The sequence below is a fragment of the Arthrobacter cupressi genome, assembly GCF_900099975.1.
GTDB lineage: Bacteria > Actinomycetota > Actinomycetes > Actinomycetales > Micrococcaceae > Arthrobacter > Arthrobacter cupressi.
Map to the genome: position 1 here is coordinate 144195 of NZ_FNEI01000009.1, position 15733 is coordinate 159927.

Here is a 15733-nt window from a genome sequence, read left to right on the forward strand (position 1 = left end):
GATTACAGCGGGACATAGAGAGCCAGTCGTGGTGAAGGGCTGGCAGCCGGGGCTTTTCAGCGGTCGAAGGGGGTGGGGGTACACCCCTACGCAGCTCGGTGCCGGCCCGGGGGTCTTAGCGCCTGGTGTCGCGTACGGGTTTATAGTTTCGCATTATGGAAATAATATTCCGCTCAACGGTCGGAGGTTACCCTGGCTTCCTATCGGTCGACCGCCCGTCCGAACTGGGCCGCCCCGTCTGCGCACTGCGGATGGACCCAGCCGACATCTAGCGTTTTGTCGCGGCGTGATGTCGGCGGCTACCAAGGGAATACCAGAGGGCTGATCCTGAAAATGCCCGGATGGGGCCTGATCCAGACTGAAATCAAGGAGCCCGGCAGGCAAGAAAAAACCCCGCCCTTCCCTTGCAAATGCTGGGAACTGCGGGGTTCTCGCTGGTGGCTCCGACCGGCGTCGATCCGGTGACCTTTCGATTTTCAGTCGAACGCTCTACCAACTGAGCTACAGAGCCTTAGGTGTTTTATCACCGTGATAGCCGGAATCTCTTCCGGCCACCAGAGCGACCCTGACGGGACTTGAACCCGCGACCTCCGCCGTGACAGGGCGGCGCGCTAACCAACTGCGCTACAGGGCCTTGCTTGTTTGCGGTATCTCTACCGCGTTTTTCAAGGGTTCCAGCCTAGCAGACTTTTCAGACCGCTTTGACCACTTCCTTGCGTACCCCCAACGGGATTCGAACCCGTGCCGCCGCCGTGAAAGGGCGGTGTCCTAGGCCGCTAGACGATGGGGGCCTGGAACAATCCGGATTTGCGGCAGAGAAGATCCCTAGGAATCTTTCCTGATGTTCGCTCGTCCGAACTGGACTCTAAAACTTTAGAGCATGGAGGCGGATATTCCCAAATCGGGGTCCGCAGGCCGGTCCGCGGCCTGCAATCTTGGCAGTTTCTTGCTGCAGGACGTCCGGAAATCGCGAGCCAAATGTCCGCCCCCGGGGATAGCTTGGCTACATGGCCACAAGCATCCCCACCACCTCGGCGCCCACCGGCAGCCAGGGCATCAGCAAAGCCGGCGTCGCCGCCGTCGTCATCACCGTTATTCTCTGGGCGTCCGCCTTCGTCGGCATCCGCGCCGTGGGCTCCAGCTTCTCCCCCGGTTCCCTCACGCTCGGCCGCCTGGCCGTGGCCGCGGTCGCCCTTGGTGCGGTTGCGCTGCCCACCCTTAAGATCTGGCCGAAAGGCCGCGAATGGTGGCCCATCCTGGCCTACGGGGTGATGTGGTTCGCCGGCTACAACGTGGCACTGAACGCCGCCGAGCACATGCTGGACGCCGGAACCAGCGCCATGCTGATCAACGTTTCGCCGATCCTGATCGCCGTGCTGGCCGGGGTCATCCTGAAGGAAGGCTTCCCGCGCTGGCTGATCATCGGCAGCGCCGTGGCGTTCGGCGGGGTGGCGATGATCGCCTTGGGCTCCGGGCAGCGCTCGACGGCGGATGTCGCCGGGGTGCTGTTGTGCCTGCTCGCGGCGGTGCTCGCCGCGGTCAGCGTGATCGTGCAGAAGCCTGTGCTGCGGAAATTCACCGCAGCACAGGCCACCTGGTTCGGAATCATGGTCGGCGCGCTCTGCTGCCTGCCGTGGGCGGGCCAGCTCGTTGCCGAAGTCCAGGCCGCTCCGCTGCCGGCCACGCTGGGGCTGGTCTACCTGGGAGTCTTTCCCACGGCCATCGCGTTCACCACCTGGGCGTACGCGCTGTCCCTGATCGAGGCGGGAAAACTTGCCGCCACCACCTACCTCGTCCCGGGAACCACCATCCTGATTTCGTGGGCTTTGCTCAATGAGGTCCCGGGGATCTGGGGGCTGGTCGGCGGCGTGGTGTGCCTGGTGGGCGTGGGACTGACCCGGCGCCGCAGCCGCTAAGCGCGGCCGCGAAACCGCAGCCGTAAAAGCTCCGCTAGCGCGCCATTCCGGCGAGCAGTTCGCGGTGCGTGGGCGGGTTGGCGCCGGGCCGGCCCACGGTGATGTGGGCGGCCATCGAGGCCGTCTGGCCGATCCGTTCCAGCACCGTCGGGGCCAGCCCTTCGCTGCCGCGCAGCAGCAGCCCCATGATCAGGGCCGACATGTAGGAATCCCCGGCACCGATGGTGTCGGCCACCACCGCGGGAACGGCCGGCACCGTCAGCTGCGTCCCCTGGGTGGCCATGAGCGAGCCGTTGCCGCCGCGGGTCACCACAGCCAGGTCCGCACCCAGGCCGAGGATGCGCTCGGCGGCTTCCTCCGGGGACTTGCCCGGGTACAGCCAGCCGGCGTCGTCATCGCTGAGCTTCACCACGTCGCACAGCGGAACGAGCTCTTCGAAGATGCCCAGCGCCTCGGCGTGGCTGCCCAGGAGGTCCGTGCGGATGTTGGGGTCGAAGGTGACCATGCAGCCACCCTGTGCCTGCTCGAGCAGGTTCCGCACCACGGCCGCACCGGGTTCCAGGAACGCCGCGATCGAGCCGGTGTGCAGGATCTTCGGGGCGTACGGGAGGGTGGCCGGGGGCAGCGCCCATTCGATGTCGAAGGTGTACTCCGCGGAACCGTCTTCGGCGATCTCGGCGGTCGCCGTCGCCGTCTTCGCCAGCGACTGGGAACCAGGGAGCAGCACCACGCCCGCGCTCCGAAGGTGCGCCGCGATGGCCTCGCCGCGGGCATCGCGCCCGATGGCCGTGAGCAGGCCTGCTTTGACGTCCAGCCGGCCCAGCCCGTAGGCGACGTTCGCCGGGGAACCGCCGGGGTACTCGGTCTGGCCCTTCGGGGAGTTGACGATGTCGATCAGGGCCTCGCCGACTACGACGACGTCGAGCGGCTCGGGCGAAACAGCTTCGGTGGGGTTCATGGTTTCCTTCATTTGTGGGGGTACCGGGCGCGCTGCGGGTTGGGTGGCGCGACCGACTGGCGTTCGATCAGGGGGCATTCGAAGAGTTCGGTGCGGCCGGGACCGGCGGGGCGCGAACCGGCCGGACCGTCACCTGCAAGGACCAGTTCGACGGCGCGGCGGCCCATCTCGGCGAAGGGCAGTTCCAGCGTGGTCAGGCCGGGACGCAGGTTCGGGGCCAGGGTCTCCTGGTTGTCGAAGCCGACCACCGACACGTCCTCCGGAACGCGGAGCCCGAGCGATTCCAGGGCCTGGTACGCGCCCCAGGCAGTGCGGTCGTTGGCGCAGAAGAGGGCGGTGGGAGGATTGTCCGCGGCCATGAGCTCCAGCGTGTTCGCGTACCCGCCGGGGACTTCGCCGTCGCCGTCGAGCAGCAGCTGCGGGTCCGGTGCGATGCCCGCTTCGGCGAGCGCGCGCAGGTAGCCGGCGCGGCGGCCGGCGGCGGCCGGCAGCGCCACGTCGTCGGGAGTTCCAATATTGATCATCCCGATCCGGCGGTGCCCGGCGTCGAGCAGGTGCCTGGTGGCGGTGTAACCGCCCAGCTCCTCATCGGGGGCGATGCTGGGCAGGCGGCCACTGGCGTCGCGCGAATTAAGCACGACGGCGGGCACCTCACCCAGCACCTCCGGCACCTCAAGCACGCGGTGGTACATCCCGGCATAGACGACGCCGGCCACCTTGTAGGACAGCATCGTCTCCAGGGAGGACTCTTCCAGTTCTTTGTCCCCGCCGGTGTTCACGGTCAGCAGCGGCAGCCCGGCTTCCCAGGCGCGGGCCTGGGCACCTTCGATGATCTTGCCCGCGAACGGCGCCGTGGCCACGAAGTCCCCCACGAAGCCGATCATTCCGGCGACGCCGCCGCGCAGCACCCTGGCGTGGGCGTTGGTGCGGTAGCCCAGCCGCCGGGCCGATTCCTGGACGCGGTGCCGGGTTTCTTCGGAGACCCTGGTGCCGGAGGCGTCGTTGAGCACCAGAGAAACGGTTGCCTGGGACACTCCGGCAGCGGCCGCCACGTCATGCATCGTGGGGCCGGTACGGTTGCCGGCGCGGCTCATGGGGGCTGCCTGTCTGCGGAGTCCGCGGGCTCGGAGAGTCGACGTAAACAGGCGCCGGTTATACGCATAACCCGCGCCGGAAAAAACTGTAGCTTCCGTCACTCTGCAGCGTCAATGGCCGCAACGGTTAGAGTCGGAGAATGTCCTCCCAGCTGCCTCCCGGCCTCCCGATCCGCCCCGACGGCATGCCCTTTGACATGTCCGAGGAAGACTTCGAGGCGGCCGTCAGCGACGCCTTGCTGCTGATCCCCCGCAGACTGGCCCAGGCGATGGACAACGTGGCGGTCTTCATCGAAGACGACTACGTCCCCGGGCCGGGCGAAGACCCGGACACTGTGCTGCTGGGCCTCTACGAAGGCGTCCCCCTGACGGAACGGGATTCCTGGTGGGAGGCGGGCTCCCTGCCGGACCGCATCACCATCTTCCGGCAGCCCATCCTGGACCTCTGCTCCTCGCGGGAGGAAGTAATCGACGAAGTGGCGGTGACCGTGGTCCACGAGATCGCCCACCACTTCGGCATCAGCGACGAACGCCTGCACGAACTCGGCTGGGAATGAGCCGTCCGGCAGGCCCGCGCTAGCCTTGTAACCATGGGGCACGACCACAACCACTCGCACGGCATCACGGCAACGGGCAAGCACCGGAAGCGGCTCATCGCCGTCCTGGGCATCACCCTTGCGGTGGTGCTGATCCAGGTGGCGGGCGCCGTCGTCTCCGGCTCGCTGGCGCTGCTCGCCGACGCCGGCCACATGCTCTCGGACGCCGCGGGGGTTTTCATCGCGCTCATGGCGGCGTGGGTCGCCACCCGCCCGCCCAGCGAGCAGCGCACCTACGGCTACCAGCGGGCCGAGGTACTGGCGGCCCTGGCGAACGCGCTGATCCTGATCGTCATCTCCGTGGTGATCCTGATCGAGGCCATCCGTCGCTTCGCCGAATCCCCGGAGATCCACACGGACACCATGCTCTACGCGGCAATCCTGGGCGCGGCGGCGAACCTGGTTTCGCTACTGATCCTGCGGGGCGCACAGAAGGAAAGCCTCAACCTGCGCGGCGCCTACCTGGAAGTGCTCGGCGACCTGCTGGGATCCTTCGCCGTCATCGCCGCGGCCGTGATCATCATGGCCACCGGTTTCCAGGCCGCGGACCCGATCGCGTCGGTGCTGATCTCGCTGATGATCCTGCCCCGGGCCTGGCACCTGCTGCGCGACGTCGTCGACGTGCTCCTCGAAGCCAGCCCCAAGGGCGTGGAGGTCAGCATGATCCGCGAACACATCCTCTCCGTGCACGGTGTGGTGGACGTGCACGACATCCACATCTGGACCATCACCTCCGGGGTCCCGGTCTTCTCGGCCCACGTGGTGGTGGAGGACAGCATCTTCAACGCCACCAGCACGGACCGGCTCCTGGACCAGCTCACCACGTGCCTGGGCTCGCACTTCGACACAGACCACTGCACCTTCCAACTGGAGCCGGCCAGCCATTCGGAACACGAAACCCACCAGCACGCCTGAGGTGCCGGTCCTACTCCCCGCGGTCGATCTGCAGGTAGCTCAGCCCGCTCACATCGAGCCAATACCGGGTGGGGGTCTCCACCAGGCGCAACAGGACGCCTTCGCAGGAACCGCAGCGCACCACGATTCCCGGGCCGTCGGCGTACACCTTTGCCCGGGCGACGACACTGACCGCGCCGCAGTGCTTGCACCGTCCGATCGCCGCAACGATGTCAAAACGGAACAGTTCCCACAGGGCCCCGGCTGCTGCGTTTCCGTCAAGATGGGATATCGGATTACCCGGGATCCCTGCGATGTCCCGGTCCCCGAAGCGCGGGTCTTCTTCGGAGCCCGAAGCCGCACTGCTGTTGCCACTCACCGGGTTCCTCCTGTCCCGCCGAAGCGTTCGGTCTTGATCGTGGCGGCAGGATATCCCGCCTGCACGAGCCATTCTGCGACTGTTTCGACAAACACCGTCTGGCCGCAGACGAAGATGTCCGGGGCGGGGTCCGACGGGAGGATGTTGGCCAGCAGGGTCTCCGCGGTCAGCCGCGCCGGCGGGCTGGGCCAGCCCTCGGGCACTTTGCGTGTGTAGACGTAATCGACGGTGAAATTGGACGAATCCCGGGCCAGCGTCCGTAGCTCGCCTTGGTAGAACCCTGTCTCAGGTGATTTGAGGGAGTACAGCAGCCGGAACTGTGAGGGATTCCCGGAAGCCTCATGCGCGCGCACCATCGCCATCAGCGGCACCACTCCGGATCCTCCGGCGATGAGCTGGACGGGGTTCGGATTCGACGGCCGCCAGACGAACCAGCCGCCCACCGGGCCCCGGACCTCCAATTGGTCGCCCACCGCCAGGTCCCTGACCAAATACGGGGAGACCTCACCGTTGGCCAGTTCGTCGACAGTTATTTCCAGGACTTCGTCCATGGATGCGGACGCCACGGAATAGGACCGCACCGCCGTGTACCCGTCGTCGGCGGTGAGCCGGATGTCGATGTGCTGGCCGGGGAGGTAGCCGTCCAGGCCTGCCACCCGTAACCCGATGGTCCGCGACGTCTCGGTTTCCGGAACGCCGCTGACGACGTCGGCGACGCGCCACAGGGTGCTCACCGGCCCGGCCTCATGAGTAGCGCTCTTCCCGCCATGGGTCACCGTGCAGGTGGTAGCCGTTGGATTCCCAGAAGCCCGGAACATCGTCCTGGGTCAACTCGATGCCGTTGATCCACTTCGCGCTTTTCCAGAAGTAGAGATGCGGCACCAGCAGGCGGGCGGGCCCGCCGTGGGCACGTTCGAGCCGCTCGCCGTCGAACGCCCAGGCCACCCAGGCACGTCCGCCAAGGAGGTCCTCCAGCGGGAGGTTTGTGGTGTACCCGCCGTAGGAGTGGGCCGTCGCGAAGCGGCAGCTTGTCTGCACATCCTCGAACAGGACGTCCAGGGATACTCCCCGCCAGGAAGTGCCAAGCCGCGACCAGCTGGTCACGCAGTGGATGTCCGCGCGGATATCGGCCTGGGGAAGCGCCATGAACGACTCCCAGGACCAGGCGTGGCGCTGCCCCGTCTCTGTGCTGATGAAGAATTCCCACTCGTCAAGGGGGATGTTCGGTGCGGGCCCGGCGGTGAGCACCGGGAAGCCTTCCGTCTCGTGCTGCCCGGGCGGCAGCGCCGGATTTCCCGCCTGCCGCCTGCCACGAAAACCAGACGAAATGATGCCCATCATGTACCTCCGCTACGGAGTTCCGGCCGACTGTGAATCACCATAGGGCAACGGTCCGGCGGGGTCCAGACATTCAGTGCCCCGCCGGGGTCAGCGGATCCCGCTGTCAACTACCAGGGTGAGGTGGACCGGACGGTCCGAGACCACCACTTCCTCGGAGGCCGTGGACGCGTAGCCGCCGGTGTTTGTGGCCCGGATGCGGTACCCGCCGTCGGGCAGGGTGAGGCTGAAGGCACCCACGGTGTCGGTGGTTGTCGAGCCGCGGACGGTGTCCCCGGCCAGGGCGACGACGGCGGCACCCGCCACCGGACGCGGCGCGCACTCCATGCCCGGACGCTCCACGGGACACACGGGCGCCGTCAGGACGTAGCCCGTGACCACGCCCGAGTGGCCGGCCGGCTGCCCGGGGTCACCGGTGCACCCGCCTAGCAGCAGGGCGGCCACCGCCAGCAAGGTCAGCTCGTTCCGCGCCACTTCACTCCGCCGATCCGGACCCCGCCTGTCAGCCCTCGGGTGTCACCGTTCCGGCCGCGCCGTCCACCGTGATCCGCTGCCCGCTGCGGATCCGGTTGGTCGCGTCCGGAACACCGACGACGGCGGGAATCCCGTACTCGCGCGCAACGACAGCCCCGTGCGAATTGGCTCCGCCCATTTCCATGACCAGCCCGCCGGCGGTCAGGAAGAGCGGGGTCCAGCCAGGGTCCGTGGACGGCGCCACGAGGATCTCCCCGGGCTCCAGCCGGGCGCCCACCGGGTACAGGATCACGCGGGCCACGGCGGTGACAGTCCCGGCCGAGGCCGGGCTTCCGGCCAAGGTCCCGCCGGCAGCTGCTCCGTCAACAGATGCATGGCGGGCTGCCACGGCTTCGGGTTCGGTGCCGTCGGACAGCAGCACGCGGGGCACGTGGCGTCGCCTGAGTTCAAGTTCGTAGGCCTCGCGCCGCTCCGCCACGAGCGCGTGCAGCCCGGCGCCGTCGAGGGCCTGGTGCGCCTCCGTGAAATCGAGGAAGAACACGTCCTCTGCCGCAGCGATCCTGCCCTTGGCCGCGAGCTCTTCGCCCACCAGCGCCACCTGGGCGCGGGCGGCAGCGAGCCCCTCCACCAGGCGGTATTTGGGCAGTTCGCGCATGCCCGCGAACGTCCTAGTGCGGGCCAGTGCCGCCTTGACGATCCCGGCGTGGAGCGGGCTCCTTGCCCGTGCCCGCGCCACAAGGGTGGCAATCTGGGCTTCCGCTTCACGGGAGGCCTTGGCGAACTGCCTGTCCGGGGCGAGGTCCGGGTCCTCAAGCCGCAGATAGTTCGCCAGGACCCCGACGATGTGGGTGGGTTCGTCTGCCCAGCGCGGCATGCCCAGGTCGATTTCGGCGACGGCCCGGTGGCCGTACCGGGCCAGGAACGAAGCCAGGCCCGACTGCGCGACGGCGGGCAGTCCGCCGTCGCGGTACCGCGCTGCCAGCTCCTGCGGGCTGGCGGACGCAAATGCCTGCGCGGAGGGGGCGTCGGCCTTGAGGGTTTCCGCCAGGCGCCACAAGGCGAGGTCCATTTCGGTGGTCACGTTGTTGGGCAGGCCGCGGATGACCAGCTGCAGTTCGTCCCAGGGCACGTCCCTGCCGAGGATCCGGCGGACCAGCCCGAGCATGGCAAAGCCGGCGATGGCGGGCGGCAGGGTGTTGGGCAGGATGGCGAAGAGTTCTCGGCCCAGGATGCGTTCGGCGTGTTCTAGCCGTTCCCTGGGCGTGGCGTCCGCCGGGACGGTGAGGCTGGACTGCAGCGTCTGCCCGAAGCGGCGGACCCGCTCCAGCGCGGCGTCCGGCCGGAAAACGGCACGGAGCACCGTCTCCGGAACCCGGTATTTGGCGAGCACGGGACCGACGTGCCGGATCAGCCGGAACGGGGTCCTGCTGGTGACGGCGAAGCGCGGATCCTCGAACAGGCTCCGCATGACCGCCGCCGAGCGGGCCTCCATGACGTCGAAGACCTTGGGCACGATCGCCCGGCCGGTGGCGCTGCGGAGCACGGCGCTCAGGTCGAAGTAGATGCGCTGGCCGGCCTCATAGAAGGGCGAGGGCCCTTTCCGCGGATCCGGCACGTCGAAGCCCGCGGTCCGCGCCACCGACGAGGCGATGAGCCGGATCCCGGCGATGCCCATCGGGGTGAGCGGCCGGGTGAGTCCCTGGGCGAGGCTGAAGCACAGGTAGGCGTGGGGACCGGGCGTCGACGGCGGCCTGGTGACCTGCGGGTACAGCGTGGTGATGGGGCGGGCCTGGGTCAGCCACACCGTGCCGTCAGCGTCGATCGCCCATTCCGTGTCCTGCGGGGCGCCATAGTGTGCCTCCACCCGGCGGCCAAGGGCCGCAAGCGTCCGGACCGCGGCGTCGTCGAGGCAGGCTTTGCCGTCCCCTGCCGCGCTTTCCACCCGTTCCGTTCCGCCGCCCGGCAGGGACCGGATCACGACCCTGCGGTCCCCGATGCGACGCTCGGTGATGCTTCCCGTCACCGAATCCACTACGAAGTGGTCCGGGTTGACGGCACCGGAGACCACGGCTTCGCCCAGTCCCGGGCTGGCGTCGATGACGGCCTCGCGGCGCCGGCCCGTAACGGGGTTGGCGGTAAACAGCACACCCGCTGTCGCGGCTTCCACCATGACCTGGACGACGACGGCGAGGCTCACCGCGGCGTGGTCGATTCCGTTGCTGGCGCGGTAGCTGACCGCCCTGTCGGTCCAGAGCGAGGCCCAGCAGTTCCTGACGGCGTCCAGCACCGCGTCCGCGCCGACAACGTTCAGGTAGGTGTCCTGCTGGCCCGCGAAGCTGGCGAACGGCAGGTCTTCGGCGGTGGCGGAGGACCTGACCGCGACCGCCGTGTCCGGTCCCAGGCTGAGGTAGGCATCCCGCAGGGAGGCTTCGACGGCGTCCGGCATTCCGGCGTCGAGCACTGCGGTGCGGGCGCGCCCGGCGAGGTCCGCCAGCCTTTCGAGGTCGTCCGGCGGCACCGTTTCCAGTTCGGTCAGGACGGCCCCCAGTCCGCTTTCCGGGCCGCCCTGCAGCGCGTGGCGGTACGCCGCTGTGGTAAGGCAGAAACCGGCCGGGACCGGCAGTCCCGCCGCGGCCATCTCTCCGAGGTTGGCCGCCTTGCCGCCCACCTCGTCGAGCATGGTGGCCCGGATGCCGTCCAGGCCGATGATGAACCCCGACGACGCCTTCGCTTCAGCCATGGTGCCCGCCTTGGACTCTTCCGGATGATCCTCTTTGAGCCGGTTACGCGGCGCCGAGCATGGGGCCGAAGTCCGCGCGGTCGGCCAGGCGCGGGTCTTCACGGTCCGGGACCACCATGACGGGTCCCTTGGCGTGGTGCAGCACGCCGTCCGAGGTGGAGCCCAGGAGCATTCCGGTGAAGCCGCCGCGGCCGCGGGTGCCCAGGACCACGAGTTCCACGTTCCTGCTTGCCTCCACCATCACGTCCACGGGGGAACCGTCCAGCAGCTGCGTCTCGATGGTCAGGCGCGGGAAGTGGCTTCGGATCCAGGCCAGGCCGGCGTCCAGTTGCACGCGGATGTCCTTGAAAAGGGCCTCCCGGTCCAGTGGGGCCGGGACCCAGGCGAGGGATCCGCTGTACTCCGGAACGGCGCAGATGACCCGCAGCTTGGCGCCCATCCGCTCGGCGGCTTCGGCGGCGTCGAGAACGGCCACGCGGGCCTGTTCGGAACCGTCAACCCCCACCGCCACGACGTTTTCGATGGCGCGCGGCCCGGACTTGGCCCGCTCGGCCTTGACGTGCTTGTCTTCGGTGGGTTCGCCGAGGCGGTCCCCGCAGTAGAGCGGCACGGTCACGGTGGGGCACTTGGAGTGGGCCGGCAGGGCGCTGCTGACGGAACCGAGGAGGCGGCCGACGAAGCCGCCGCGGCCGCGGGTGCCGAAGACCAGGAGCTCGGCGGACGCGGACAGTTCCAGCAGGACGCCTGAGGCATCGCCGTTCTCTACCGAGCCGTCCACCTCGATCGGATAGGCGGAAACCTTGGACAGGGCCTGGCGCACGATTTCCTCGGCGCCTTCCCGGATCACCGAGTCGTCCACCGTGGCGTAGCCGCCGTCCAGGCCGGACGCCGCGAAGATCGGCACCGAGTAGGCGGTCACAACGTGAAGCGGGAGGTTCCTGCGTTCGGCTTCCCGCGCCGCCCAAACCAAGGCACACTGGCCGTGCTCGCTGCCGTCCACACCCACCACGATGCCGCCCGGGGCAATGGTGGGTTCCTGCTCGCTCTCGCGGTGTTTTCCGTGCTGGTCCATGGGGCCCGCCTCCTCGCACTGCTGGCTTCTTGTTGCCGTAATTCTGCCAGAGGCCGCTCCCCTGGCATGCCTCCCCCGGCAGGCCGCGGGTCGGGGCCTCCAATGCCCACTATTCTCGGTTCCCAGGGACGAATCAAGCACACTGCCGGCGCCCCCTGGACCGGCTACCCACCGGCCGGAAAATTATGTAGTGTTCGATGCACGGCAAACGGAAATGTGTCCTACGGCACACTCCGTTTTCCTTTGTGCGGCCGCTTGGGGAAACCGGACGCCACCCCCTGATCGCCTGCGGGCGGGCACTAGTCGAGGAGGAACCAAGCGTGCAGTTCATGCTTGCCCCGGATGCGGAGCGAACCACCACTGTGGTTATCGGAGCCGGCATGCCCGGCCTCGCCGTCGCGAGTGAGCTCAGCCGCCGCGGAGTGGACGCGATCGTGGTCAGCGGCCTCAACGGGCGGGCCCTCGGACTTCCCGGATCCTCCCCCCGGACCGGCGCGCTGGGCCGCTGCGACCGCCCGGACGCCGCGTCCCTGCAGGAACGCAACGAAATCCTGCGCCACCTGCGCAATTACGCCGCAAGCCACCACCTCGACGTCCGGACCACGACGCCGGCCGTCCGCCTTGACCGCCTGGCCCACAAGCTCCCGGTCGCGGAAATGGTGTGGGCGATCCACACGGAGCACGGCGTGCTGCTCGCGGACAACATCGTGCTGACGCGCTGCGGGCAAAGCCAGCTGCGCCGGATGCTCGGGGAGCTGGGAATCGCGATCGGCCACAATCTCACGGCGGTGCTGCGCGCCATGGGCATGTACCTGGTGGGGGTCGGCGAACTCGTCAGCCCCTCACCGAAGGAAGTGCTGCGCCAGGCCAAGGTGGTGGGGCAGGCCATCTCGGCGAAGGTGCACCCGGACAATGTGCACCAGGCCCTCACCGGCAGCTTCCCCGCGGTGCAGGCGCTGGCTTAGCGCGCACCCAAGCGCTTACTCTCCGCGGATCTCTTCATCGCTGCCGCCGGCCAGCTTGCGGCGGGCGGTGACGCCCAGGAAGACCAACAGCGCGAGGGCGACGGCGGCGAACCCGACAATGCTCCACGGGAACGGCTGCGAGGCGTCCGGCGCCTTCTCGGGCGTGGCGGACGAGCCCGGGGCGGCGGTTCCTGCGGACGGAACCGTCCCTGCCGAAGCAGCCGACGACGGCGAGGCAGACGCAGTGCCGCCGCCCGGCGTCGTGCTTCCTGCCTGAGCCGTAAAGGCGAAATTGCCTTCGATCGGGTGGGAGTCCGAGCTGACCACGCGCCACACCACCGTGTACTTGCCGGCCGGGGCGCCGGGGCGCAGCTTCTGCGAAACCACCGTGTCCACGATCTCCACGGAACCGTCGGCCCAATTCTGCCCGGAGGCATCGTTGACGGCGATGGACGCACCGAGCCCCAGCGGCTGGTTGTTGAAGGTGACCGAGACCTTGTCAGGCACGGCCGCGACCGTGGACCCTCCGGCCGGCGAGCTGGACTCCGCTTCATCGTGGGCGGAGGCCGGAGCGGCTCCGAAGACCACCGTGGCGGCGAAGAAAAGGCCGGCAACGGCGGCGGCAAAGAGCTGGCGGACGGGGCGCATGGACAGATAACTCCCTGGTGTTGGCTTCATTACAGACTAGGCGAATTTCCTGTGGCTCCTCGCCGCCCGGGCTTAGGATTTGAGAGCACACCCCCACCACGTCCCGGAGATCTCCATGCTCAATCAGGGTTCACAGCTCAAACAGGGTTCAGCCATCGACCGCTATTTCAAGATTTCGGAGCGCGGGTCCAACTATTCGCGGGAGATCCGCGGCGGCTTCGCCACCTTCTTCGCCATGAGCTACATCGTGGTCCTGAACCCGCTGATCCTCTCCGGGACGGACTCCAGCGGCAACAGCCTGGGCTTTACCGCCGTCGCCGCCACCACCGCTTTCGTGGCCGGCATCCTGACCATCCTCATGGGCGCCTGGGCCAAGCACCCCTTCGCAGTGGCGACGGGCCTGGGCGTCAACGCGTTCGTGGCCGTCACCGTGGCCTCGCATCCGGGGCTGACGTGGCCGGACATGATGGGCCTGGTGGTGCTCTCCGGCCTCACCATGCTGATCCTGGTCCTCACGGGCTTCCGCACCGCCGTGTTCAAGGCCGTTCCCGAAAGCCTGAAGACGGCGATCGTGGTGGGCATCGGCCTCTTCATCGCCCTGATCGGGCTGGTCAACGCCGGCTTCGTGCGCCGCATCCCGGACGCCGCCGGCACCACGGTTCCGCTGGGCCTGGGCGTGGACGGCAAACTGCTGGGCTGGCCCACCCTGGTGTTCGTCGTCGGCCTCATCCTGACCATCGCCCTGGTGGTCCGCAAGGTCCGGGGCGCCATCCTGATCGGCATCGTCGCCTCCACCGCGCTGGCCGCCATCCTGGAATTCACCCTGCACATCGGCCCGAGCTTCGACGGCAAGAACGTCAACCCGCGCGGCTGGTCCCTGGTGGCACCGAAGTTCTCCGAATGGGGCGCCCCGACCTGTCCCTGATCGGCAAGGCGAACCCGATCGGCGCCTTCGAACACCTCGGCGTCATCGCCGCGGTCCTCCTGGCCTTCGTGATCCTCCTGAGCATCTTCTTCGACGCCATGGGCACCATGGTGGGCCTGGCCAACGAGGCCGGCACCGTGGACAAGAAGGGCAACATCCCCAACGTGGACCGGGTTCTCCAGGTGGACGCCCTCGGCGCGATCGTGGGCGGCGGAACCTCCGTCTCCTCCAACCAGATCTTCGTGGAATCCGGCGCGGGCATCGGCGAAGGCGCCCGCACCGGGCTGGCCTCGATCGTCACCGGCCTGCTCTTCCTGGTGGCCATGTTCTTCACCCGGCTCATCAACCTTGTGCCGTTCGAGGCGGTGGCCCCGGCCCTGGTGGTGGTGGGCTTCATGATGGTGTCCCAGGTGGGCAAGATCCACTGGCAGGACTGGGGTGTGGGTATCCCTGCCTTCCTCACCATCGCCCTGATGCCGTTCACCTACTCGATCGCCAACGGCCTGGGCGCCGGCTTCATCTCCTACGTGCTGATCCGCACCTTCCAGGGCCGCGCCCGCGAAGTGCACCCGCTGATGTGGGCCGTGGCCGCGGCGTTCCTGCTGTTCTTCGGCATCGGCCAGGTGGAGGAAATCCTGGGCATCAAGTAGCCCTCCACACGCGACGTTCCGGGATTCCGGACACCGCACCGCAGGCCGCGCTGTTTTTCGGGCATGGCCTGCGGTGTGCTTTAACCATGGAAACGAGCACCCTCCCCGTCGACGTCCGCCCCGTGCCGTGGACGGGACGATTCGACGGCGACGGCGCGGAGCACCGCCGCTGGTGGCAGGCCGTCTCCCCCTACGCACCCCACCTCACGGCACCCGCAGCCGACGGCGAGCCGTCCTCCCGCACCCGCCCCGCCGTCGTCGTGGGCTTCTGCAGCGACGAAGGCGTGCGCCGGAACAAGGGGCGCCCGGGTGCCGTCGCCGCTCCCGCCGCAATCCGCGGCGCGCTCGGACCGCTCGCCTACCACCTGGACCGGAGCGTCTTCGACGCCGGCGACGTGGTGGTGGAGGGTTCGGCCCTGGAGGACGGCCAGCAGCGCGCCGGTACGGCGGTGTCCGAACTGCTCGACGCCGGCAACCTCACCGTGGTGCTCGGCGGCGGTCACGAGACCGCGTTCGCCAGCTACCTGGGCGTGGCCGGCTCCTCCGCGGTCGCATCGGGCAAGCGCCTGGGCGTACTGAACCTGGACGCCCATTTCGACCTGCGCGACGCCGCGGTGCCGAGCTCCGGCACGCCGTTCCTGCAGATGGCCCGCGCCGAGGCCGCCGCCGGCCGCGAACTGCACTACGCCGTCGTCGGGATTTCCGAGGCGAACAACACCCGCACGCTCTTCGACACGGCGCACCGCCTGGGCGTGAAATACCTGCTGGACGAGGATTGCTCCGCCGAGGCCGTTGAGCGGTTCGTGGCGTCCTTCCTGGCGGACATCGACGTGCTGTACCTGACGATCGACCTGGATGTGCTGCCTGCCGCGACGGCACCGGGCGTCAGCGCGCCGGCCGCCTACGGCGTCAGCCTTCCGGTGATCAACGCCATCTGCCGCCAGGTGGCGGCCAGCGGGAAGCTGCTGCACCTGGATGTCGCCGAACTGAATCCGGAGTTCGACGTCGACTCCCGCACCGCGAAGGTGGCCGCCCGGCTGGTGAACACGCTGCTCGGCTAGGACGCTTTTAGAGCGTCTCGCGG

The 15733-nt window shown here is 68.5% G+C and carries 14 protein-coding genes, 3 tRNA genes and 1 pseudogene; 6 read left to right on the top strand and 12 right to left on the bottom strand.

All coding sequences use genetic code 11. The features are described 5' to 3' along the window. Positions 1–435: 435 nt before the first annotated feature. The 3 genes from BLP88_RS12035 to BLP88_RS12045 all read right to left on the bottom strand — a co-directional run bounded on the left by BLP88_RS12035 (position 436) and on the right by BLP88_RS12045 (position 791). Positions 436–511, bottom strand: a tRNA-Phe gene (locus BLP88_RS12035). 49 nt (positions 512–560) lie between these two features. Beyond that, positions 561–634, bottom strand: a tRNA-Asp gene (locus BLP88_RS12040). An 84-nt stretch (positions 635–718) separates the two neighbouring features. Further along, positions 719–791 (bottom strand) — tRNA-Glu (locus tag BLP88_RS12045). 216 nt (positions 792–1007) lie between these two features. On the opposite strand from BLP88_RS12045, the gene BLP88_RS12050 reads away from it, so the two are divergent. Beyond that, positions 1008–1916, top strand: a complete 909-nt coding sequence (locus BLP88_RS12050) for a DMT family transporter (protein ID WP_074589492.1) — start codon at positions 1008–1010, stop codon at positions 1914–1916. Between the two features lie 34 nt (positions 1917–1950). Here the strand turns inward: BLP88_RS12050 and BLP88_RS12055 are convergent, their stop codons facing one another. Together BLP88_RS12055 and BLP88_RS12060 are read right to left on the bottom strand one after the other, a co-directional pair. Further along, positions 1951–2874 carry a carbohydrate kinase family protein gene (locus BLP88_RS12055; protein ID WP_074589493.1) on the bottom strand — a complete coding sequence of 308 codons (924 nt, stop codon included), beginning with the start codon at positions 2872–2874 and terminating at the stop codon, positions 1951–1953. Positions 2875–2882: 8 nt separating this feature from the next. After that, complete coding sequence (locus BLP88_RS12060) at positions 2883–3968, bottom strand: LacI family DNA-binding transcriptional regulator (protein ID WP_245679850.1); 1086 nt, start codon at positions 3966–3968, stop codon at positions 2883–2885. Between the two features lie 140 nt (positions 3969–4108). On the opposite strand from BLP88_RS12060, the gene BLP88_RS12065 reads away from it, so the two are divergent. Next, a complete protein-coding gene (locus BLP88_RS12065; RefSeq protein WP_074589495.1) occupies positions 4109–4525 on the top strand; it encodes a metallopeptidase family protein in 417 nt (138 codons plus the stop codon). Positions 4526–4558: 33 nt separating this feature from the next. Continuing rightward, on the top strand, positions 4559–5479 hold the full coding sequence (locus BLP88_RS12070; RefSeq protein WP_074589496.1) for a cation diffusion facilitator family transporter: 921 nt from the start codon (positions 4559–4561) through the stop codon (positions 5477–5479). A 10-nt stretch (positions 5480–5489) separates the two neighbouring features. On the opposite strand, the gene BLP88_RS12075 is transcribed toward BLP88_RS12070, so the two are convergent. The 6 genes from BLP88_RS12075 to BLP88_RS12100 all read right to left on the bottom strand — a co-directional run bounded on the left by BLP88_RS12075 (position 5490) and on the right by BLP88_RS12100 (position 11461). Beyond that, complete coding sequence (locus BLP88_RS12075) at positions 5490–5837, bottom strand: DUF6510 family protein (protein ID WP_245679851.1); 348 nt, start codon at positions 5835–5837, stop codon at positions 5490–5492. Further along, positions 5834–6571 (bottom strand): ferredoxin reductase, encoded by a 738-nt coding sequence (locus tag BLP88_RS12080; RefSeq protein WP_074589497.1) that lies wholly within the window; start codon positions 6569–6571, stop codon positions 5834–5836. Before BLP88_RS12080 ends, BLP88_RS12075 begins: the two co-directional genes overlap by 4 nt. A gap of 10 nt (positions 6572–6581) precedes the next feature. Continuing rightward, entirely contained in the window at positions 6582–7175 is a 594-nt protein-coding gene (locus BLP88_RS12085; protein WP_074589541.1) for a sulfite oxidase-like oxidoreductase, read from the bottom strand. 90 nt (positions 7176–7265) lie between these two features. After that, complete coding sequence (locus tag BLP88_RS12090) at positions 7266–7649, bottom strand: carboxypeptidase regulatory-like domain-containing protein (RefSeq protein ID WP_074589499.1); 384 nt, start codon at positions 7647–7649, stop codon at positions 7266–7268. A 28-nt stretch (positions 7650–7677) separates the two neighbouring features. Continuing rightward, the gene (locus BLP88_RS12095) at positions 7678–10389 is read right to left on the bottom strand and encodes a PEP/pyruvate-binding domain-containing protein (RefSeq protein ID WP_074589500.1); all 2712 of its coding nucleotides are present in this window, start codon (positions 10387–10389) and stop codon (positions 7678–7680) included. A gap of 43 nt (positions 10390–10432) precedes the next feature. Next, on the bottom strand, positions 10433–11461 hold the full coding sequence (locus BLP88_RS12100; RefSeq protein WP_074589502.1) for a universal stress protein: 1029 nt from the start codon (positions 11459–11461) through the stop codon (positions 10433–10435). A gap of 329 nt (positions 11462–11790) precedes the next feature. Between BLP88_RS12100 and BLP88_RS12105 the strand changes: the two genes are divergently transcribed. After that, complete coding sequence (locus BLP88_RS12105; protein ID WP_074589543.1) at positions 11791–12426, top strand: NAD(P)/FAD-dependent oxidoreductase; 636 nt, start codon at positions 11791–11793, stop codon at positions 12424–12426. Between the two features lie 15 nt (positions 12427–12441). Here BLP88_RS12105 and BLP88_RS12110 read toward each other — a convergent pair whose 3' ends face one another. Next, positions 12442–13074, bottom strand: a complete 633-nt coding sequence (locus BLP88_RS12110; RefSeq protein ID WP_074589503.1) for a copper resistance CopC family protein — start codon at positions 13072–13074, stop codon at positions 12442–12444. Between the two features lie 115 nt (positions 13075–13189). Between BLP88_RS12110 and BLP88_RS12115 the strand changes: the two are divergent. After that, positions 13190–14649, top strand: a pseudogene (locus BLP88_RS12115) (NCS2 family permease). 86 nt (positions 14650–14735) lie between these two features. After that, entirely contained in the window at positions 14736–15710 is a 975-nt protein-coding gene (hutG, locus tag BLP88_RS12120; protein ID WP_074589505.1) for a formimidoylglutamase, read from the top strand. The last annotated feature ends 23 nt before the right edge of the window (positions 15711–15733 follow it).